The sequence below is a fragment of the Bacillus sp. URHA0034 genome (genome assembly GCF_056280405.1).
The window spans coordinates 2575355-2597303 of sequence record NZ_JBWCDK010000002.1 but is presented as its reverse complement, the minus strand read 5'-3'; the positions used below and the strand labels follow the sequence as shown (position 1 = coordinate 2597303).

Annotated in this window: 13 protein-coding genes and 1 pseudogene; 10 read left to right on the top strand and 4 right to left on the bottom strand. The window is 39.0% G+C overall.

Annotated features, from left to right (window positions below):
* The first annotated feature begins 50 nt into the window (after positions 1-50).
* The 7 genes and pseudogenes from ACZ9EE_RS14445 to ACZ9EE_RS14415 all read left to right on the top strand — a co-directional run bounded on the left by ACZ9EE_RS14445 (position 51) and on the right by ACZ9EE_RS14415 (position 10088).
* Positions 51-1763, top strand: a complete 1713-nt coding sequence (locus tag ACZ9EE_RS14445; protein WP_476028089.1) for an NAD-dependent malic enzyme — start codon at positions 51-53, stop codon at positions 1761-1763.
* A gap of 1406 nt (positions 1764-3169) precedes the next feature.
* The gene (locus ACZ9EE_RS14440; RefSeq protein WP_476028087.1) at positions 3170-4006 is read left to right on the top strand and encodes an ABC transporter permease; all 837 of its coding nucleotides are present in this window, start codon (positions 3170-3172) and stop codon (positions 4004-4006) included.
* Complete coding sequence (locus tag ACZ9EE_RS14435; protein WP_476028085.1) at positions 3999-4778, top strand: ABC transporter permease; 780 nt, start codon at positions 3999-4001, stop codon at positions 4776-4778. Before ACZ9EE_RS14440 ends, ACZ9EE_RS14435 begins: the two co-directional genes overlap by 8 nt.
* Positions 4779-4820: 42 nt before the next feature.
* Positions 4821-5862: pseudogene (locus tag ACZ9EE_RS14430) on the top strand (ABC transporter ATP-binding protein).
* A gap of 51 nt (positions 5863-5913) precedes the next feature.
* Complete coding sequence (locus ACZ9EE_RS14425) at positions 5914-6975, top strand: ABC transporter substrate-binding protein (RefSeq protein ID WP_476028083.1); 1062 nt, start codon at positions 5914-5916, stop codon at positions 6973-6975.
* A gap of 79 nt (positions 6976-7054) precedes the next feature.
* Positions 7055-8779 carry an adenine deaminase C-terminal domain-containing protein gene (locus ACZ9EE_RS14420; RefSeq protein ID WP_476028081.1) on the top strand — a complete coding sequence of 575 codons (1725 nt, stop codon included), beginning with the start codon at positions 7055-7057 and terminating at the stop codon, positions 8777-8779.
* Positions 8763-10088: an amidohydrolase gene (locus ACZ9EE_RS14415; RefSeq protein ID WP_476028079.1), complete on the top strand. Its 1326-nt coding sequence runs from the start codon at positions 8763-8765 to the stop codon at positions 10086-10088. The genes ACZ9EE_RS14420 and ACZ9EE_RS14415 overlap by 17 nt, the downstream gene beginning before the upstream one ends.
* A 166-nt stretch (positions 10089-10254) precedes the next feature.
* On the opposite strand, the gene ACZ9EE_RS14410 is transcribed toward ACZ9EE_RS14415, so the two are convergent.
* Positions 10255-11244, bottom strand: a complete 990-nt coding sequence (locus tag ACZ9EE_RS14410; protein WP_476028077.1) for an NAD-dependent epimerase — start codon at positions 11242-11244, stop codon at positions 10255-10257.
* A gap of 141 nt (positions 11245-11385) precedes the next feature.
* Complete coding sequence (locus tag ACZ9EE_RS14405) at positions 11386-12693, bottom strand: UDP-glucose dehydrogenase family protein (RefSeq protein ID WP_476028075.1); 1308 nt, start codon at positions 12691-12693, stop codon at positions 11386-11388.
* 287 nt (positions 12694-12980) lie between these two features.
* On the opposite strand from ACZ9EE_RS14405, the gene ACZ9EE_RS14400 reads away from it, so the two are divergent.
* Together ACZ9EE_RS14400 and ACZ9EE_RS14395 are read left to right on the top strand one after the other, a co-directional pair.
* Positions 12981-14066 (top strand): CotS family spore coat protein, encoded by a 1086-nt coding sequence (locus tag ACZ9EE_RS14400; protein WP_476028073.1) that lies wholly within the window; start codon positions 12981-12983, stop codon positions 14064-14066.
* Between the two features lie 10 nt (positions 14067-14076).
* Complete coding sequence (locus ACZ9EE_RS14395; protein ID WP_476028071.1) at positions 14077-15609, top strand: glycosyltransferase family 4 protein; 1533 nt, start codon at positions 14077-14079, stop codon at positions 15607-15609.
* Between the two features lie 171 nt (positions 15610-15780).
* Here the strand turns inward: ACZ9EE_RS14395 and ACZ9EE_RS14390 are convergent, their stop codons facing one another.
* Positions 15781-16698 (bottom strand): helix-turn-helix domain-containing protein, encoded by a 918-nt coding sequence (locus ACZ9EE_RS14390; protein ID WP_476028069.1) that lies wholly within the window; start codon positions 16696-16698, stop codon positions 15781-15783.
* A gap of 412 nt (positions 16699-17110) precedes the next feature.
* Here ACZ9EE_RS14390 and ACZ9EE_RS14385 point away from each other — a divergent pair, with 412 nt between their 5' ends.
* Positions 17111-19234, top strand: coding sequence for a glycoside hydrolase family 3 protein (locus ACZ9EE_RS14385; protein WP_476028068.1), 2124 nt, complete (start codon positions 17111-17113; stop codon positions 19232-19234).
* Between the two features lie 255 nt (positions 19235-19489).
* Here ACZ9EE_RS14385 and ACZ9EE_RS14380 read toward each other — a convergent pair whose 3' ends face one another.
* The gene (locus ACZ9EE_RS14380) at positions 19490-21877 is read right to left on the bottom strand and encodes a M14 family zinc carboxypeptidase (RefSeq protein WP_476028066.1); all 2388 of its coding nucleotides are present in this window, start codon (positions 21875-21877) and stop codon (positions 19490-19492) included.
* Positions 21878-21949 lie beyond the last annotated feature (72 nt).

Below are 21949 nucleotides of genomic sequence, written 5' to 3'. Positions count from 1 at the left end.
TTCCTGTAATTGTCCGAAGAGTTATTTTAATATAGAAAGAAGGAAACACCATGAATGTACCTGAGAATGTGATTATTACAACATTAAAGGGAAAAGAAGTTCTCTCAAACCCTTTTCTAAATAAAGGAACGGCTTTTACGAAAGAGGAAAGGGAAGACCTTGGACTTGACGGTCTATTACCTCCCCGAGTGCTCACCCTTGATGAACAAGCAAATAGGACTTATGAGCAATATCTGATGCGAACTACAAATCTGTTTAAAAACGGTCTACTTAATGATTTATATAACCGCAATGTCGTTTTGTTTTACCGTCTTTTAAAAGACCACTTAGCAGAAATGCTCCCAATCATCTATACTCCTACTGTCGGTGATGCGATCCAGACTTACTCTCATACCTATCACCGCCCGGGTGGATTATATCTTTCCATTGATGATCCTGAGGGCATCGAAAAGGCATTTAATAATCTTGGACAGCCCAATGGCATTGATTTAATCGTCGTTACCGACTCTGAAAGCATTTTGGGTATTGGAGACCAAGGTGTAGGCGGTATTAATATTGCGATCGGTAAACTTGCTGTTTACACAGCGGCAGCTGGCATTGATCCAAGCCGAGTTCTGCCAATCGTGTTGGATGTTGGTACGAACAATCAGGCTTTGGTTGCTGATCCTCTCTATATTGGCAACAAATTCGCCCGAGTCCGTGGCGAGCGTTATGACCAATTCATTGATTTATTCGTTCAGACTGCAAGAAAGTTCTTTCCAGAGGTTCTGATTCACTGGGAGGACCTTGGCAACGTAAATGCGCGTAAAATCTTGGATAAGTACGGTGATAAAATCCTTACCTTCAATGATGACATCCAGGGAACAGGGGCAGTTACGCTTGCTGCTGTAATGTCTGGGATGAAAATAACAGGAGCTAATCTGAAGGACCAGCGTATTGTTGTTTTCGGACCAGGGGCTGGCGGCCTCGGTATAGCTGACCAAATCTCAGATGCTATGGTTCTTGAAGGGCTGAGCAGAGAAGAAGCCTATGACCGTTTCTGGGCGATTGACTATCGGGGGTTACTAACGGATGAAACACCAGGTGTCTTTAACTTCCAGAAGCCTTATGTAAGAAAGGCAGAGGAAGTAAAGGACTGGGATATGAATGAGGATGGAATCATTTCTTTAATGGAAGTCGTTCAGAAGGTCAAGCCGACCATCCTGATTGGAACTTCCGGACAGGCCGGTGCTTTCACGGAGGAAATTGTGAAAGAAATGGCCAAGCATGTTGAGCGCCCAATCATCTTGCCTTTGTCCAACCCGACTGCATTGACTGAAGCGGTGCCGGAAAACCTGATGAAATGGACAGATGGCAAGGCTCTAATTGCAACTGGCAGCCCGTTTCCCAACGTAGAATACAAAGGTATTTCCTATGAAATTGGGCAGTCAAATAACGCATTTATATTCCCAGGACTGGGTCTGGGAGCGATTGTTGCAAAAGCTGAAGTGATCTCAAAAGGAATGTTTGCAGCTGCTGCTTATGCAGTTGCAAGGATGTGTGACCTCAGCACAACTGGGGCATCTCTGCTGCCATCTGTTGAAAAACTTCATGAGGTCTCAAAATACGTAGCCATTGAAGTAGTCAATGCTGCAATCCACGAGGGAATTGCAAGAGCAGATATCCAAGATGTTGAGACGGCTATTGAAGAGGCTATGTGGATGCCTGAATATAAGGAAATAAAGAGTGTAGGTATTTGGACAAACATTCATTCCTATGCATGAATAAATAGTAAAATAAAAAATGCTCATTCCTATGCTTACTAGGCAATAGGATGAGCATTTTTTTATAAAAACTGCCTTAATATATACCTTGAAATTAACCAAAGGGCTATCCTAATAGTAAATTTAAAAACACCTTATTATTTAAAAATTAGAAGCGAGAGTATCCTCCAAATCCGTTTGTCCACTAGCAATAGTCCCTTCGGAGACATCGTCGGAACTGTTTTACTCGTAGTTATTGCCTCCATTTCCCATTTGTAAGCTTATAAGCTTACAAACTATACTTACCTAGCAAAACAACAGCGGAAACAAACTTTTCCCAATAATTAAGAAGTTAAGAACTAAATAGAGGGAAGTTTTTCTGTTAACCACTTCACAGAAGGGGCTGATTGGACAACTTTTTGTTTTGTATCGCTGGTCGATATAGCTCTTGTAAATAAAGCCAAAAACCCTCATGTTTAGATGAAAAGGAGGCGCGATATGCGACGTGATATACAACCGAATGAACGAGCTTCCTCATCTAAGGAAGTAGCAGAAGATGTAGGGATCGCAACACCTACTGTTCGATAGTATGGCCAAATCTTAGAGCTGTATGGATATGAGTTTTTAAAGGATGGTGATCGGCGTATTTTTGTTCAAACCGACATCGAAGCGCTTATAGCGCTGCGCGATACAGAGAAACCCTTGGGCGATACAGCAAAAGACCTTGCGTATCAACAAAAAGAAGGTTAGAAAGATCGAATGGGCAGGAGATTGCCTCCACCTATCGCCGATATGGAGTATAGTCTTTAATAATCGTGCAGCTGCTTAAAGAAGAATATAACTGACATATGATAGGATCTCCTCCTAAAACCACGCTGTTTCCTGACTCCTCCATTTTTCGACAAGCTCAATTTCCTGTTTCAGCAATTCCCGGGAAATATCTACATCTTCCGAGTCGATATCGACAAATATTCCTTCGTGGTTTGTCGGCAGGATCCATTTTTACATTTGTCATGCATTCAACATGTGAACCACATCCATTAATCGAGTGGTTTTTTTGGTGTCCAACTTTTAATGGGACTCGAATCGAATCATAGATTGATTCCTTTATTAAGATGGAATCAATTTATTTTCTCTGAGCAAGAACCAGAAAAAACTTGTATAGGGTATTTTTTACAGAAACAAATTACTTTGCCATCCTAACGTTCGTGTTACCTGCATCTCATAACCATTTTTAAACTAATAAAATATATGATTTAATCATTTCACGAACATTACATTGTAGTTTAATAATAATATTCGGTTTTTAGGTTGCCAAATCATTTTTTATTCCGTATAATCTTCAATGTAAGAGAAAGAACCGAACCCTTGAATGATGTTCATCGTCATTCCATACTATTTTTTTGACTTGGAAAGTGAGGCCAGATATGACGCAGCGAAGAATCCCTTATCTCATCTTGGCTCCAGGATTGATTCTCTTGATTTTATTCTTGGTGTTACCCCTTATCTCCATTATCTTTCCGACGTTCTTTAACGGAGGAATTACCTTTTCGAATTATACTGCGTTCTTTTTGGATGAGTATAACTTTGGTATCTTTTGGCGGACAATCAAGGTTTCACTGATTGCCACACTAATTTGTGTAGTCGTTGGAGTTCCGACTGCCTACTATATTTCGCAAAGTCCCAAAAAGTGGCGCGGCCTGTTAATGTCGATCACCTTGTTTCCGTTATTAACGAATTCAGTTGTACGGAGTTTCGCCTGGATTACCATTTTGGGGCAAGACGGTATTGTTAATCATGCATTACTAACTATTGGCTTAATTTCAAAACCGCTTACCTTACTTTATACAGAATTCGCCATTATCATTGGCTCAGTTTATCTCTTCCTTCCTTTAATGGTCATTACGTTAGTGGGGATTTTAGAGAACATTGATTCTGAAATTATGGAAGCTGCTGAAACGTTAGGGGCCAATCGTTTGATTGCGTTTGTGAAGGTTATATTGCCCTTAAGTGTGCCGGGGATTATTGTTGGCAGCATTTTGGTCTTCACGGGGAGTATGACAGCCTATACAACCCCGCAATTATTAGGCGGAAACAGAAACATCATGCTAGCCACCTTCTTATATCAAAATGCAACTGCATTAGGAAACTGGCAAGGTGCAAGTGTAATTGCCCTGATTATGATTGTGGCCACTTTAATCGTGATGAAGTTATTTAACTTGATTGCGGGCCGTTTGGATAAAAGAGGTGAAGTGAGTGCGTAAAAATGTCGGTCTAAAAATCTTTGCGGTTCTGGTGTTTGCATTTCTATTAATTCCTTTGCTTATTATAATCGTGACCTCTTTCGGAACAAATCCTACCATTCAATTTCCGATTAAAGGTTTTACCTTTGAGTGGTACAGTAAGGTCTTTACGAATGAATCTTTTATGGACAGCTTCTCTCTTAGTCTGGAAGTAGCCTTTATAGCGACTCTCTTGGCATTAGTCATTGGTGTTCCTGCCGCATATTCCTTGGCGCGTCACCAGGTGCTCGGACGAAATTGGATTAAGAGCTTTTTCCTTTCCCCAACCATCGTCCCTGGATTGGTCGTGGGCTATGCTATGTATCAATTTATCGTGATTAAGTTTCAATTCCCGATCATCCAAGGGTTGCTATTAGGTCATTTCCTAATTTGTCTCCCTTATGTCATTCGTGTTGTAGGTTCAACGATTGAACAGTTGGATTTTTCAATAGAAGAAGTTTCATGGACGTTAGGCTGCACAAAGCTCCAATCGTTTATCAAAGTGGTGCTGCCAAACATTACTTCGGGAATTTTTGCTTCCTTCATGCTGGCATTTATTAATTCCTTTAACAATATACCAGTATCGCAGTTTTTATCAGGACCTGGTGTAACGATGCTGCCAACGAGTTTAATGAATTATATAGAATACAACTACGATCCATCTGTTTCAGCTTTATCGGTCATTTTAATGCTTGGTACGATTATTCTGATGTTTATTATTGAGAAGACATTAGGTTTAGCCAGTATTTCATAGGAGCTGACAAGATGTTTACATCGAAGGAGGTAGAACCGCACAATGTCCTATGTTGAATTAAAAGATATTCGTGTCAGTTATGACAATAAAACCAATATCTTAAAAGATTTAAATTTATCAATCGAAAAGGGAGAATTGGTTTCCTTGTTAGGACCATCAGGCTGTGGAAAAACCACCACTTTGCGTGTCATTGCCGGACTAATTGAGCCGAATGATGGTGAGTTCCTTGTTGACAATAAAAATTTAACAAAGGTGCCTGTTCATAAACGTGAATTTGGAATGGTATTCCAAAGCTATGCACTGTTTCCCCATCTAACTATTAAAGAAAATGTTGCATTTGGTTTGAAATTACGTAAGGAAAAAAAGGCCGCTATTGATAAACGAGTAGAAGATATCTTAGCGATTACTGGCTTAGAGGAGCTTGGGGACCGCTATCCTAAACAGCTTTCAGGCGGTCAGCGTCAGCGTGTGGCTCTAGCACGCGCCTTAGTCATTGAACCGAAATTATTATTATTAGATGAACCATTTGAGTAACCTGGATGCCAAATTGCGCTTGGCGATGAGGATCGAAATTAAACGGATTCAAAGCCAATTAGGGATTACATCCGTGTTTGTCACTCATGATCAAGAAGAATGCTTCTCCATTTCAGACAGGGTTGCCGTGATGAATAAAGGTGTAATTGAGCAATTCGATACACCTGAGGAAATTTATAAAAATCCTAAAACAGAATTTGTTGCCCGCTTTATCGGCTTTGAGAACTTTTTTGAGTTAACACTGACTGAAGATTGGAAGTATAGAGCGGTGGATGGAACGATTTTCGAAAGTACCGGTAAATATGACCAAGGAAAACGGACAGGAACGATTCGTCCGGATGATATTGAGATTACAGCAAGCAATGAATCCAGTACGAGTAATATGGTGGTCGGAAAGATAAAAGTCCGAACCTTTCTAGGCAAGTCCTACCAATATGAAGTTGAAACCCCGATTGGAACATTACTAGCAAATAAAGCAGATGATGTGATTTACCAAGTGGGGGACATGGTAACGTTATCTATTCCAGCTCACAAATTAATTATAGTTTAATAGGAAATTCCATAAATAAGTACAAGACAACTAAGAAAAGGGGATAGAAAAATGAAAAAGAAATTAGGATTAGTAAGTCTAACTTTAGTGACTGCAAGTGTATTGGCTGCATGCGGAGGCGGCGGTGCCAAAACTGCAAGTAAGGAAAAACCAAAAACTTTGGTCATCTCTACATTTGGTTTGGAAGAAGATAAAATGCAAGAGGATGTCTTCAAGCCTTTTGAAAAAAAATACAATGTAAATATTGTGTTAGAAACAGGTACAAGCTCTGAGCGTTTAACAAAATTAAAAAGCAATCCAAACTCTACTGTTGATGTTATTGAATTATCCCAATCAAATGCGGCTGATGGTGTATCAGCAGGTTTATTTGAAAAAGTTGACACATCAAAAGTTCCTAACATGGAAAACTTAATCGATAGCGCAAAGGAATTATCAGCAGATGGTTCTGGCCCGGCATACACGTTGAATAGTATCGGGATTGTCTACAATAAAAAGACAGCTGGCAAAGAAATTAAGGAATGGGATGACCTATGGAATCCTTCATTAAAAGGGAAAGTCTCCATTCCTGATATTACGACCACATTTGGACCAGCTATGCTTTATGTAGCAAACAATCACAAGAATACGGAAGCAAAAACGATTAGTGGAAAAACAGCTTTTGAAGGAATCACTGATTTAGCTCCAAACGTGGTAAAAACATATAGCAAATCTTCCGATTTAGCGAATATGTTCCAATCAGGAGAAATAGCGGCTGCTGTTGTCGGCGACTTTGCTGTTCCGATTATTACCGAGTCCAACCCAGATGTTGCCTATGTAGTTCCAGCATCCGGAACATATGCAAACTTTAATACAATAAACATCAACAAAAACTCTAAAAATAAAGACCTTGCTTATAAATATATTAACTGGAGATTAAGCCAAGAGGTTCAAGAAAAAACGGCAGTTTCTTTAAATGAGGCTCCAACCAATAAAAATGTTGTACTCAACGAGGAAACAGCTAAAAATAAAACTTATGGTGATGTTGCTAAACGCACAAATAAGGTGGATTCAAACCTTGTAAATAAAAACCTTGCGTCTTGGATTAATCAATGGAATCGTATTTTGAATAAATAAAAGGTGTTAAGGGGGAAGGCTGAGGATTATTCTTGGCCTTTTTTCTCTTTATAATGTACTCGAGGGGTGGAGAAATTTGATGAAAGTCGATTTAGCAATCGTAAATGCACAGGTTTATAACACTTTTACCAAAAGGTTTGAAAAGCAAAATGTGTTTATTACTAAAGATAAATTTTATTATATTACCGCTGAAGAAATCGATCACTATCAGGTAAGCGAGGTATTAGATGCAAAGAATCGTTATCTAGTGCCGGGATTAATAGATATTCATATGCATATTGAAAGTTCAATGACTTCTCCATCTATTTTTTCAGAGGCAGTGTTAACCCATGGGGTAACAACGGTTGTCGCCGATGCACATGAGATTGCGAACGTGTTTGGTATGGAAGGACTGGAGGCGTTCTTTTCTCAGCCAAGTGTTATCGATACTTTCTTTGCGATTCCATCCTCGGTCCCTTCGACCACGCCGGAATTAGAAACGACAGGGGGCTTTATTGGTGTGGAAGAAGTGAAGCAGCTCTTGAAGCATCCAAAAGTCATTGCTTTAGGCGAAGCGATGAACTTTAATGGGATTGTCAACGAACCAAATTCATTGATTCGGCAAATTTTACGCGAAGTTCAAACGGATCGACCGTTCATGCCTTTAGAAGGTCATATTCCACGTGTTTCAGGATTGGAATTAGCTAAATTTTTATATGCGGGCTTAACAGCTGATCATACTCATCAATCGCCGGAATCGATTTACGAGAAAATCACTAATGGGATGTTTATAGAGTTTCAAAAAAAATCAATTACACCAGAAAATATCCAAGTCATTGTTGAAAATCAGTTCTATGAATATATGGCCCTCATTACCGATGATGTGATGGCGGACGACTTATTGGAAGGACATTTAGATGCAAACGTGCGATTAGCTTTTTCTTGCGGGATGCCAATAGAACAGGCTATCTATTGCGCTACCTATACACCTGCCAGACGAATGGGATTTCAGGATCGGGGTGCCGTTGCCCCTGGATTTAAAGCAGACTTTTTATTAATCGATCATATCGAAAGCTTTAATATTGTGGCAGTTTATAAGGATGGAAAATTGGTGCACAAACGGGGAACAGATATCCAGTTTCCAACTGATAAACCTGCTTTTCCAGAGCATTTTTATCAGTCCATACATTGCCGTGAATTAACAACAGAGGATTTACGTTTCAAGGTCAAAGCATCGAAAAATGCAATCGTCAACGTGATTCAAATTTCAGAAACAGGTACCTTTACCGAACATGTAAAGCGGGAGGTTAGCGTGGTAGATGGATTTTTGGATTGGGAGAATAGCGGGTTAGCCTTGATTGTTGTAATGGAGCGTTATGGGAAAACAGGTAATATCGCCTACGGATTTGTGGATAAAGCGTTATATGAAAAAGGAGCTGTTGCCACTACTTGGGCCCATGATCATCATAACCTGATGGTTATGGGAACAAGTTCCGAAGATATCTTAGCCGCGCAAAAGCGATTATTGGACATGCAAGGGGGTTATGTCGTCACCCAAGCTGGGATGGTACAAGCCGTATGCCCTTTGCCGGTTGGCGGCATTATCAGTGATGCACCGATACAAGAACTAGGGTCGCAATTGAAAGAAGTCCGTCAAGCGATGATTAAGTTAGGCTACCGTAACAGCAATGAAATTATGTCTTTCTCAACTTTATCCTTGCCGGTATCACCTATTATCAAAATTACTGACAAAGGGATGATGAATGTTCGCTCTCAAATCATGATCCCATTGGTGGAGGGTGAGGAATTTGAGAATACTCATTAAAAATGCATGGATTTTAACAATGAATGAGAAGATGGAGCAGTTTCAAGATGGCTATTTACTGGTAGACGGGGAGGAAATTATCGAAGCGGGAGCAATGGATTTACTGCCAAAGGATATGACGTATGACAAAGTCATCAATGCTAGAGGGGCTATTTTATTGCCTGGTATGGTCAATACGCACACACATATTGGGATGATTCCGTTTCGTTCATTAGGGGATGACTACCCCGACCGGCTGCGCCGCTTCTTATTTCCATTAGAAAATGAATGTATGAATGAAAGGCTTGCCTATACTAGTGGGAAATATGCGATTGCGGAAATGCAGCTTGCCGGTGTGACGACGTTTTTTGATATGTATTATTTTGAGCAGCAACTGGCCGAAGCGGCGGAGGAAATGAAAAGCCGCGGCCTTTTTGCGGAAACCGTCATAGATTCCGTAACGGTAGATGTAGAGGAGCCAATGGGCGGCTTACGATATGCTGAAAGGTTTTTGCCTAAATGGCAAGAAAATAAGAGAATTAAAGCATCTATTGCACCGCATGCGCCCTATTCGAATACAATCGAAGTCCTGAAGCAAGCAGAACTTTTATCCAAGAAGTACAATGTGCCATGGATGATGCATTTAAGTGAGATGGATTTTGAAATAAACAAATATCGCGAAGAACGTAATCAAACACCAATTGAATTTTTAGAAGAGATTGGTGTATTGAGTGCAAGGCTTGTAGCTGCTCACTGTATTCATCTGTCAGATAAAGATATTCAGCTATTGAAGAAATATGATGTAAAGGTAGCTCATTGTATCGGTGCGAATACAAAATCTGCCAAAGGTGTGGCCCGCATTCGGGATTTATTATCTGCCGGTGTAACAGTTGGGCTGGGTACAGATGGCCCAAGCAGCGGCAATACCCTGGATTTATTCAGCCAAATGCGATTGTTTGCCAATTTTCATAAAACCATTTTACAGGACCGCAGCGCCTTTCCAGCACAAGAAATTGTAGAGTTAGCCACCATTGGCGGAGCGAAGGTTTTAGGAATGGAGAAGCAAATTGGTTCAATTGAAGCAGGGAAACAGGCTGACTTTATCTTAATTGAAACAGATTCAATTAATATGTTTCCTATTTTCGATCCATATTCGGCTTTAGTGTACTCCGCTAATGCTGGCAATGTAAGAGATGTATTTATCGCTGGAAAGCAAGTGGTTGAAGGAAAGAAATTAGTTGATTTTGATGAAGCACAATTAAGAAGAGAGCTTGCTGAAGCCATGGAGCAATGCGGATTTAAAACAAAAGCATTAAAAGCAATGGAGTAATAAATTAATGAGTAACTGAAAATTGTAAATCTCAATATACAGAAAAGGACTATTCCATAAGGAAAGTCCTTTTTGTTTAGTACAGGATCATATAAAAATTTTTGGAAAAACAGTAGAGAATGGCTAAAATGATTTGAGGATGGTCAGGGAGGTGAAGTTCTAAAAGCTAAGAAATATTGTTGTACTTTCTATACCACTCGACAAACTTTCTAATTCCTTCCTCGACAGAAGTGATAGGTTTATAGTTAATATCATTTATCAAGTCATCTATATCCGCATATGTTTCGAGAACATCTCCGGGCTGTAAAGGTAATAGGTTCATAACCGCCTTCTTTCCGAGTTGTTCTTCGAGCACTTTAATGAAGTCCGTTAGTTGAACTGGTTGATTGTTACCAATGTTGTAGATTTTATAATAAGATATAGATTTGCCAGGCGGTTCTTTTTTTATCAGACGATAGATGGACTCTATAATATCATCAATATAGGTGAAGTCTCTTTTCATATTCCCATAGTTATAAACCTCAATAGGCTCTTGGTTTATGATGGCATCCGAAAATTTATAATATGCCATATCTGGTCTGCCCCAAGGGCCGTAAACTGTAAAAAAACGCAGCCCGGTTGTAGGAAGTTGATATAAATTGCTGTACGAGTAAGCCAATAACTCATTAGCTTTTTTAGTGGCTCCGTATAAACTAACCGGATTATCCACACGATCAGTAACAGAAAACGGCATTTGTTTATTGTTCCCGTAAACAGAACTGGACGATGCGTAAATCAGATGTTTGACTTGATGTTTGGTACAGCAATCTAAAATATTTGCAAATCCAACAAGGTTTGATTGGATGTATGCGTGTGGATTTTTCAAACTGTATCTTACACCTGCTTGAGCTGCTAGATTAACGACAATGTTAATATCATATTGGTCAAAGAGACTTTCCATTAGCTCGAGGTTTTCGATAGATCCTTTAATAAAATTAAAATTTGGATACTTCGCCAAAATGTTTAGTCTGTCATATTTTAAGTTAGTATCATAATAATCATTGATATTGTCAATACCTAGCACATGGAAGCCTTCATCTAATAAGCGCTTAGAAAGATGGAAACCTATGAAGCCTGCACTACCGGTGACAAATATACCTCCAGTAAATTTTTTCACGTTATTCCTCCTTTTCTGAATTGACCATATGCTGCCGGGGATAAACAGTTCGAAACAGGAGAAAACTAGTTATTTCCCTTCCTTGTTTAAGTCTGAAGAATTTATAAGTAGCAACTTTCATGAATAGTTCATCTTTCTACATTATAATTCAGGCATACCGACTCCTACATAATGGTAGCCCAATTGCTTCATGACAGATGCATTAAGGGCATTTCTGCCATCAAATACAAGGGGAGCAGAAACAATATTAATAGCCGTTTTCCAATCAATATCGATAATTTCTTTCCATTCCGTGACAATAAGGACAGCATCAGCTTCTTTTAATGCTTCTAAAGGATTGGAAGTATAGCTAATAGAAGGATAAATTTTTTTGACATGTTCAATACCTTGCGGATCGTATGCAGTAATAATGGCATTATTTTTAAGGAGATTATCAATTATTCTTAAGGAGGGAGCTTCTCTTATATCGTCTGTCTGGGGTTTAAATGTTAATCCTAATATAGCTATACGTTTTCCTGAGAGTTTTCCTAAAGCTTTCTTTACTTTTTCCAGAAACCATTCTGTTTGTGTTTGATTCACAAGTGAGACAGTTTGAAGTATATTTAAGGGAATATTATTTTCGGATGCCAATGCCAGTAATGCACTGATATCCTTCGGAAAACATGACCCCCCATAGCCTATTCCTGCATATAAGAACTGAGGACCAATCCTGCTATCCATCCCCATTCCTTTTGCCACCTCGTTGACATTTGCTCCAATTCTTTCACAAAATCTTGCCATTTCATTTATAAATGAAATTTTAGTAGCTAAAAATGCGTTAGACGCGTATTTAATCATTTCTGCATCTATTGGGGTTGTAAAAAGGATTTTTGAGCTTGCATTTTCATACAATTGCTTCATAATTTTTTGTGCTTTCTTTGTTTCACAGCCAATAACAATTCGATCTGGATGCAAGGTATCGTATAATGCTTTTCCTTCTCTTAAAAATTCAGGGTTTGAAATCAAGTCGAAAGATGTATTCAAATTTCGTTTTGTTAGTTCGTTTATTATTATTTTTTTCATTTTTGTACTGGTTCCTACAGGGACGGTACTCTTCATAACGACTACCTTGTAATCGTTCATTAAACGCCCAATTTTTCTTGCCACTTCTTCCACATAGGACAAATCAGCTTGTCCGCTCAATAATGATGGGGTACCCACTGTAATAAAAAGGATGGAACATTTATCTATACACTCTTCTAATTGAGTTGTGAATGAAAGTTTCCCGTTTGAAGAGAAGTTTTTTAACAACTCTTCTATACCCTCTTCATAAAAGGGAAGGTTTCCCTGTTTCAGTTTTTGAACTTTTTCCACATCATGGTCAATTGCAAACACGTTATGTCCACTTAATGCAAGCGCAACACTTGTAGTAGTTCCGACATAGCCTGTCCCTATTACAGCTATATTCATCGTTTGACCTCCTTACCAAATTTTCTAAATAAATATTTATTATTATGTAGTTTATGAGATTTATTAAGTATTCGAAACAGTTAAAAACCTATACTAAAAAGGTTTTTTCTCCTAATATGGAGTTTTTTTTAATACATCCGCTTATGGCCCTTTCCTTATTTGTACTATTTCATATCATAAATTAAGTCTATTTAAGGGTTCTCTAACTGTTGTCCCAAGTTAGTTTCTAGCCAATCTTTTTAAAAAAATTGTCTCCCCATTGGGGGGAACTTCAAAGGAGGGTTATTTTGAAGGAAATAGTAATTCTTCCATGGGAAGAAAGGGAAGATATTGATAAAAATTTTATACCTGAATATGTAAATACATTAGCAAAAGAAGTTATTAAAGAGTATAGTTTTCAGGTTCAAAGCATGGAGGCAGTTGCAACTAAGCCTGAACAAGGCGGAGCTATATGGAAACTTAATACCAATAAGGGGCCGAAAAGTTTAAAGCTGTTACACCGAAGACCAACACGAAGTTTATTCAGCCTTGGGGCTCAAAGATATTTGGTTGATGTGAAAGGTGCAAGAGTGCCAGCTATTGTCAAAACAAAAAATGGACAAGATTTTATTGAAGCTGGCGGAAAAGTGTGGTTTGTTGCTGAATGGATTGAACCACTGGCCCCGATATCAAAAGATTTGGAAGGAACAAAGCAGCTTTGTTACACTCTTGGTCAATTTCACAGTCAAACCAGGGGCTACGTCCCTCCAGATGGGGCAGAAATTGCTTCAAGATTGTACAAATGGCCAAGCAAGTATAAAAAAATGATGAACAAAATGGATTGGTTCAGAAATTTGGCCAAAGCCTATCGGGAAATGCCTGCTAGTTCGGTTATTTTGAATGTAATAGAAAAATATGAAGACGAAGTTAGAACAAGTCTAAATAGACTTAATCAATCTAAATATCTCGACTTAATTAAAAAGGGACATGAAGAATGGGGGCTGGCACACCAGGATTATGGCTGGTCCAATGCACAAATGGGACCGAATGGGATGTGGGTGATCGACCTGGATGGTGTCGCCTTTGACCTTCCAATTCGGGATTTAAGAAAGTTGATTACTGGTAAAATGGCAGAATTAAATAAATGGGATGTTACATGGGTTCGTGAAATGATTAAGGCTTACCACAAGGGAAATCCGATATCTCCTGAACTATATGAAGTTTTAATGATTGATTTATCTTTGCCAAATGAATTTTACAGATTTATGAAAGACATGGTGCTGGAACCTGAATTATTCCTAAATCTCACAACAGCAGAAGTAATTAAATCCCTTATCGAGACGGAACAATCCAAATGGCCTGTATTAAATGCAATTCAAAACGATTGGAGGTAATAGGAAAAGCATGAAACTATTAATGGTTTGTACTGAAAAACTTCCTGTCCCTCCAGTATTAGGAGGAGCCATACAAACTTATATTTCCGGCATTTTGCCATATTTAAGTGAGTTCCATGATATTACTGTTTTGGGAATTAATGATTCATCTCTACCGGAAACAGAAACGATCAATGGAATCCATTATGTTCGTGTACCAGGAAAAGTTTTTGAACTCTATCGAGACGGGGTTGTTCGCTATATTGAAAACAATCACTTCGATTTGATCCACATTTTTAACCGCCCACGCCTTGTACTACCCGTCCGGGAAGTTGCCCCTCACTCTAAAATTACTTTAAGTATGCATAATGATATGTTCAATCTAGATAAAATTGACCCGTCAGAAGCAAATGCGGTTATCCAAGAAGTATCAAAAATTGTTACCGTGAGTAACTATGTAGGAAATGTCATCCGTGAACTTTATCCAGAAGCTTCGCCAAAGCTCCGAACCATTTATTCAGGAGTTGATACGGAACGATTTCTCCCAGGCAGCGATTCTAAAATGAAAAAAATTAGGAGTTCCCTTCGCAAAGAACATGGCCTAGAGAATAAAACGGTCATATTATTTGCAGGAAGAATTTCAGCGAACAAAGGAGTCGACAGATTAGTCAGAGCTTTACCATCACTTTCTAAAAAATTTAAAGATTTGGCGTTAGTCATCGTTGGGGGTAATTGGTTTAGCCAAAATGAGGTAACCGATTATGTAGCTTATGTAAGAGCATTAGCGGCTAAACAATCAGTACCTGTTGTGACAACAGGTTTTGTAAGTGCATTTGAAATCCAAAACTGGTTTGCAGCGGCTGATTTGTTTGTCTGTACTTCTCTTTGGCAAGAACCACTGGCAAGGGTTCATTACGAAGCCATGGCAGCAGGCCTTCCAATCGTTACGACGGCAAGGGGAGGAAATCCGGAGGTTATTATTCTTAAAGAGAATGGACTTATCGTGGAAAATCCAGAGGATCCTGAGAATTTTGCCCAAAAAATAGCCGAAATATTATCTGACAAAACGTTGATGAAGAAAATGGGGGAAACAGGGAGAAAACTGGTTGAAACCAAATTCCAGTGGAAGAGAGTAGCAGACGAGGTCCTTGAAGTATGGATACAATCTAACGATCAGGCAGAAGATGGAGTTGGGAAATCTGAAATAGAGGAAAAATCAGAAAAAGATAAAGACAAGAAAGAATACAAAAAAAATAAAGACAACGAAAGTGAAAATTCAAAAAAAGATAAAGACAAGAAAGAATACAAAAAAAATAAAGACAACGAAAGTGAAAATTCAAAAAAAGATAAAGACAAGAAAGAATACAAAAAAAGTAAAGACAACGAAAGTAAAAATTCAAAAAAAAATAAAGACAAGAAAGAATACAAAAAAAGTAAAGACAACGAAAGTAAAAATTCAAAAAAAAATAAAGACAAGAAAGAATACAAAAAAAGTAAAGACAACGAAAGTAAAAATTCAAAAAAAAAGAAAGATAATAGATATAAAAAAGGAGATCGAAAATAACCGGTTAGTTTGAATCTTCCAATCCCATTTGAATATGCCAAGCACTATCAGGCTTTTAGCAATAATAATAGTAACCATAAGAAAAAAATAAGAGCAAAAGAGGCTTCTTTATGTTTTGGCCTTAAGGATAGCCTCTTTTTATGTTCTTTGCCTAATATGCTGTATAAAAGTTTAATGGTAGTTTTTATATTCTTTTTGTAAATTTTTTGGAGAAAGATGGTATTCTTTTTTAAAGAGTCTGTAAAAACTGGAATAGTCAGGAAAACCACATTTTAAGGCTATGGTCTCGATGGAAAACTGATTTTGTTTAATCATGGTGACAGAATATGATAGTCGCTTTAACGATACATAACGGTAAAAGGGCAGGTTCATGTTTTTCTTAAAATAATGAGAAAAATAATATTTATTCAAATTGAAATAATTAGATACCTTTTCTAAACTCAAATCCGGCTCTGTAAAATGTGAATCTATGTATTCTAAAATAGAGACAAACCTCTGGTCCAATTCATCTTTGTTGCTAAGGTTTAGTGTACTGCTTGCAGGATTAAAAATAACTTGTAGAGCCTGAAGCAATAAGTAATGCAGTGTAAAGGAAAAATTCTCCTTATCATTCTTGATTCTATTAATGATTTCATGAAATAAAGAAATGATATCTTGGAAATTTTTTGAATGAAGATGTAGCACAAAGGATCCTTGTATCTTTTGATAAACAATATTCTCTTTCATTGATGGTAAACTAGCTGAGAAGTCTGCCATTAAATGCTCACTAACCATAATAATAATACGTTCATATTTATCGATATTTTTAACATTAGCCTCATGAACAGCATAAGGAGGGATGACAACAACATCCCCTCTTTTCAGGGTATAGGTCTTTCCTTCACAGAAAAATTCACATTCCCCGCCTAGGAATACAAGAAACTCATAAACATCATGGCTGTGAAGGCGGAATAATGTCTCTGCTAATTGGGAGAAATTCACCGATGATTCGTTATATTTCTTAAGCTGATCTTCGGAATGATACTTTTTGTTGAAGTAATAAATCTCAAAATCTTTTCCAATGACCGGGATAAAAACGGACTGCTTCATAAATCCTCCTTCGTACAGCAACATTTACAATTATTCTAGCAATAAGTGCTATATATTTTAAGCTTTTTATTGTTATTCTATAACTGCAAGCGGTAACATCCATTTCTCAGTTAAACGATATCGTTGTTTTTTATACTCTGTTGATTGGAGCGGAAGGCGCTCGACTCCTGCGGGAGTATGGGCATTGGAGACCCCACAGGCGCTCCGCCCAAAGCGAGCGCTTGGAGCGGAAATCAACAGCCAAGTTTAACAGTGCTTTTTATAAAAGCAATAGCCTTAAATAAACTGCTTACTGAATAAATGGATATAACCAAAATTGAGCACCCTATCGAATGAAATAATAAAGTTAAATTAAAGAAAAAAGATACATTTAGAGCATCTTATTGGGAGAACAAGATTAGGAGGCATAAAAGTGGAGTCTAACCATAAACAACCAAATTTACAGGTCAGAGTCAAGAATATCATTGAAGTTGATGGATTAAAATTTAAAGATTTGAATAATAGTGGGAAACTAGAACCATATAAGGACTGGCGCTTGAGTCCGAAAGAACGTGCGGAGAACCTAGTCTCATTTATGAATATCGATGAAAAGGTCGGTATGATGCTGATTAATACGCGTCAAATGGGACTTACTCAAAAAGATAAGAGTAAGACAAGCCATGATGGCGTGCTTGATGAAGGGATAGTTGAAAAGGGCGAAACCATTTTTGCTTTGGAAAAGGTTTATGGCACAACGCATACGATTGAAAACATGCATTTGCGCCACTTCATCCTAAGAGATAACTGGAGTCCAGCTCAAATGGCAGAGTGGGTCAATACAATGAATGAAGTATGTGAGGGAACACGTCTTGGGATCCCTTGTTTAATCGCATCTAATTCAAGAAACGAAAATACAGAATTCATTTTTGGGATGAATGATGCAGCCGGAATTTTCTCGACTTGGCCTGGAACATTAGGTCTTGCAGCAGCAGCTAAAGGGGAAATCAAAAATGGCGGTGATGCCTCTCTTATCAGCCAATTTGCTGAAATAGCACATGATGAGTGGGATGCAGTAGGAATCAGAAAAGGTTATATGTATATGGCTGATACTGCGACAGATCCTAGATGGCAGCGGACATATGGTACATTTGGGGAAGACCCAGAATTTATTTCTGATGCCATCGGCCGGATCATTGATGGATTCCAAGGTGAGACTGTCGGAAAACATAGTATTGCCATGACAACAAAACACTTCCCTGGCGGCGGTGCAAGGGAAAATGGATTCGATCCACATTATGCAGAAGGAAAGTGGAACTTGTACCCAACTCCAGGCAGCTTAGAAAAATATCACCTGCCACCGTTCCAAGCAGCTGTAGACCATGGCACTTCATCAATTATGCCATATTATTCGATTCCAAGTATCAAGAAAAGTGTTGTTCAAGAATTTGAAGGGAATGACATTCCATTCGAAGAAGTGGGCTTTACATTTAATCATTATTTTATTAATCATATCCTTAGAGAAAGACTCGGATTTAAAGGCTATGTAAATAGTGACAGCGGCGTCACAAGCAAAATGTGCTGGGGTGTTGAAGACAAGAGTGAGGCTGAGCGTTTTGCTAAGGCTGTCAACGCAGGTACAGACCTTGTTGCTGATACCAATGACATTACGAACCTTAAAAAGGCAATTGAGAATGGCTGGATTAGTGAAAAACGTATTGATGAGGCTAATATTAGACTTCTTACCGAGATGTTTGCTTTAGGACTATTTGATGATAGGACCTATGTTTCACCAGAGAAAGCTACTTCAGTAGTAAAAAATCCAGCGAACTGGGAGGCAGCCTATGAAGCTCATAAAAAATCGGTAACCGTTCTTAAAAATTCTAACCGGACGTTACCTTTAACTGCTGATAAGCTTGGTAATAAGAAGCTATATGTGGAAGTGTTCCATAAGGAACCGGAGCGGGCAGCAGCTTATACAGAAAAAGCAAGACAAGAATGTCAAGAGTTGGGTCAATTTACATTGACAGATAACCATGAAGAAGCTGACTTTGCTATTCTGTTCTTAAGTCCAAAATCAGGTGCTTATTTCAATGCAACACCGGGACTGTTAGAACTTGAAATCTGCGAAGATAAAACGGAAACAGCTTTGGATGGGTCTACCTATCAAGAAACCACTCTAAGTGGAATGGACCACCTAAAGGAAGTGGCCGATAGTATTCATGTTCGTGGCGGAAAAGTTATCATGAGTGTGAATGTCATTTTGCCATGGATCCTTGGGAATGTTGAACCTTTGGCCGATGTTCTCATCGCTGGTTACGATACCTACTATAAGGCACAATATGAGGTAATCGCAGGCAATAGCCGCCCTGTAGGAGTTTTACCATTGACATTGCCAGCTAGTGAAGCTGTCATTGCAGTTGATGAACATGGTAACTGTGTGTCAAGAAACGACGTACCAGGTTATGACAAGGACAAATATATGCCTGAAGGACTTGAGTATGCCTATAAAGACAGCGATAGTAATATCTATAAACTTGGTCATGGATTAACTTATTAATATTCTCTAACCCTTGATAAACAAAGAGGCTGACCCAAAAGGTGATTGATGAATAGTTTTTGCACACTCTGTTGATTGGAGCGGAAGGCGCGAAGACTCCTGCGGGAGTACGGGGCAGGGGAGACCCCGCAGGAGCGAAGCGACGAAGAGGCTCCCCGTACCGCCCGCGGAAAGCGAAGTGCCTGAAGCGGAAATCAACAGACTAGTTTAATGTATAAAAAAGGCCTGGTTCCAAGTGGAGCCAGGCCTTACCTTTTATTTTTCAAAAATAGCATTGGATAATAGTCGGAACAAGTAATCGGTATGATCACGGAAGCCGGCTTCTAATCCGATTAGGGTTACGTCATGATCCTGCTCTTTAACAATTACCGCCTGACCCTTGGCTGCATTATTACCTGCCCAGTGTCCTGCCATGAAGAAATCATCAGAGTTTGCTAGGCTTGCGACGACCTTATCATTGTCAGTCCCTGTGTACCAAACGGGACGATAAACGAAGCCCAAGTCATCTGTAGTATAACCTGCAGTGACACCACTTCCTTGATAATTGACCTTTACAATCCCATTGCTGTTAGAACCACCGGCATTAATGATATCATCCGTAAGTCCAAGTGTTTTGGTTGCCTTAGACGCCCCAGCGCCTACGGCCACGTATTTCCCACCATTGCTTACAAATGTATTAATATTAGCCTTAAATGAATCAAGCTGACCAGCATTTTCGAAACCAAATTCTTTATTGGCTGCTGATAAGTTTGTAGAAATTAGACTTTCTGTACCGCTGTATACAAATACATCAAATCCGTTAAGACCCTTCTCTGCCGCTTCTACTGGAGTCACTTCAGTCACATCAAAGCCAAGACGCTTAAGGGCAAGCTTGGTTCCACTGTGAGATTGTTGTTTACCCATCCCGCCATCCTTTAGAATGGCCACCTTTAAGCTGGATAGAGCAACGGCATCCGCAGGAATCTTATCTGTTGATTCAACCTTCAGCCCGGCTGTTTTTACAGCTGCTGAAATTTTATTAGCGGCTGCGTCTGTATAGAAGTTACCCTTTGTATCACGCTTTACAGCTACCCCTTGCTGTAATAATGTATTAACAAGATTAACAGCTTTCACGGAACTGTTTGGTAGTAAGAATGGCCCCTTACCTATAACAGAACCTTGCTCCGTAACCTGATTCACTTTTGTTGATGTAACGTCAACCGATGTTTGTGTTGGCACTGCCTCAAATCCCCACAATTCTGGCAGACTCCATGCTGAAATATCATACATAGCAGGTGTATCATTTGTAATGTCTTCTCCATCCCACAGCATGGTGTTGGCTAACCCCGCCTTAGCCTGGTCCATTTTCACAATATAGGTTCCTTTAGGATATGCTTTTCCATCTGCCGTAAAATCTTTTGATGCCTGTACCACTTCAATATCATTTTTAAATAAATGGTTAACCGCTTTATCTGTTACAGTTGGGTCCTTCTCATCAACTGGAAGGATATAAGCTTTCGGGAAGAAGCCGTCCTGATGGAATGGATGGTCAAAGTTGATACCGCGTTTAAACATTTCAATTTGATCCGTAATCATTGCTTGTTTATTTTCAGTAGCAAATTTCAATGCACCCATAATCGCATCATACTGCCAGCGGACGCCGTCCCAATCGTTGGTCGGCGCTTCTAGTGTATGACCATAGGCCCCATGGTACATTGCATACATTGGGGTGAAGATCGGCGGATAGTCATCCCAGCCGGCGGAGTCATTGCGCTGTGGAATATAGACACCTTCCATGCTCTTATAGAGATTGCCATTAAAGTTAGGATTATCTTTCATGATGTTTGCTTCCATTGCTTCAGCCTGCTTATAAGCCCATTTATTATATAAATCGTACTCATAGTTAGGATTATGCGGTGGTGTACATGGTTCAATTAAACCTTGTCGGTTTGGTGCGTAATTTTTTACATATCCATGTGTATCAAGGAATACCATCGGATTCCATTCTTTAATTAGCGCAACCGTTTCCTGCGTTTCCGGCTGAGACTGGGTGATAAAATCACGGTTTAAATCGATTCCTTCACCGTTAAAACGGGTAGCATTGACACGGCCGTCAGGGTTTTGGACAACATTAAAAATAAGAATGTTGTTGGCTAAGATATTTTTGGTCTCTTGGTCATTCTGGGTAGCAAATCGTTCGATTAATTGAAGAACCGCGTCACTTCCTACAAATTCTGTCCCATGGATAGAGCCGTTAATCATAATGGGCACTTTAAAATCCGGGTTAGCGGCAATCCAATCCTGAGCCTTGCCTGGATTTTTAAACATTTGTTTTCGTAAAGATTGTATTTTTCCAAACTTTCCTTGTGTGGTTGGGTCAGCAATGGTGACAACATAAAGAGGGTTTCCATCTGCTGATGTTCCGCGGACCTCTACTTTCACACGGTTTGATTGTTTCTCAATATTACTTAGTGTTGTGCCGATTTGCGAGAACTTTACAAAGTCATAGTTTTCACTATTAAACTTGCTTCCATCTTGTTCCTCGTATGCATTCACGTTTGTCCATTTTTGCTCCTCAGCAAAACCAGTCGTCCAAGGAATCGTAGAGACTAAACTAGCAACCAATAAACCGGCAGCCACTTTTTTCTTTTTGTTTTTCTTCACACTTATTAACCTCCTATTATTGTATATTTATTATTATTTATGTATAAAATATACATTATTATTCTATTATTT

Coding starts and splice junctions, on each gene's coding strand:
- ACZ9EE_RS14445 (WP_476028089.1), top strand. CDS start 51: ATGAATGTACCTGAGAATGTGATTATTACAACATTAAAGGGAAAAGAA.
- ACZ9EE_RS14440 (WP_476028087.1), top strand. CDS start 3,170: ATGACGCAGCGAAGAATCCCTTATCTCATCTTGGCTCCAGGATTGATT.
- ACZ9EE_RS14425 (WP_476028083.1), top strand. CDS start 5,914: ATGAAAAAGAAATTAGGATTAGTAAGTCTAACTTTAGTGACTGCAAGT.
- ACZ9EE_RS14420 (WP_476028081.1), top strand. CDS start 7,055: ATGAAAGTCGATTTAGCAATCGTAAATGCACAGGTTTATAACACTTTT.
- ACZ9EE_RS14405 (WP_476028075.1), bottom strand. CDS start 12,693: ATGAATATAGCTGTAATAGGGACAGGCTATGTCGGAACTACTACAAGT.
- ACZ9EE_RS14395 (WP_476028071.1), top strand. CDS start 14,077: ATGAAACTATTAATGGTTTGTACTGAAAAACTTCCTGTCCCTCCAGTA.
- ACZ9EE_RS14390 (WP_476028069.1), bottom strand. CDS start 16,698: ATGAAGCAGTCCGTTTTTATCCCGGTCATTGGAAAAGATTTTGAGATT.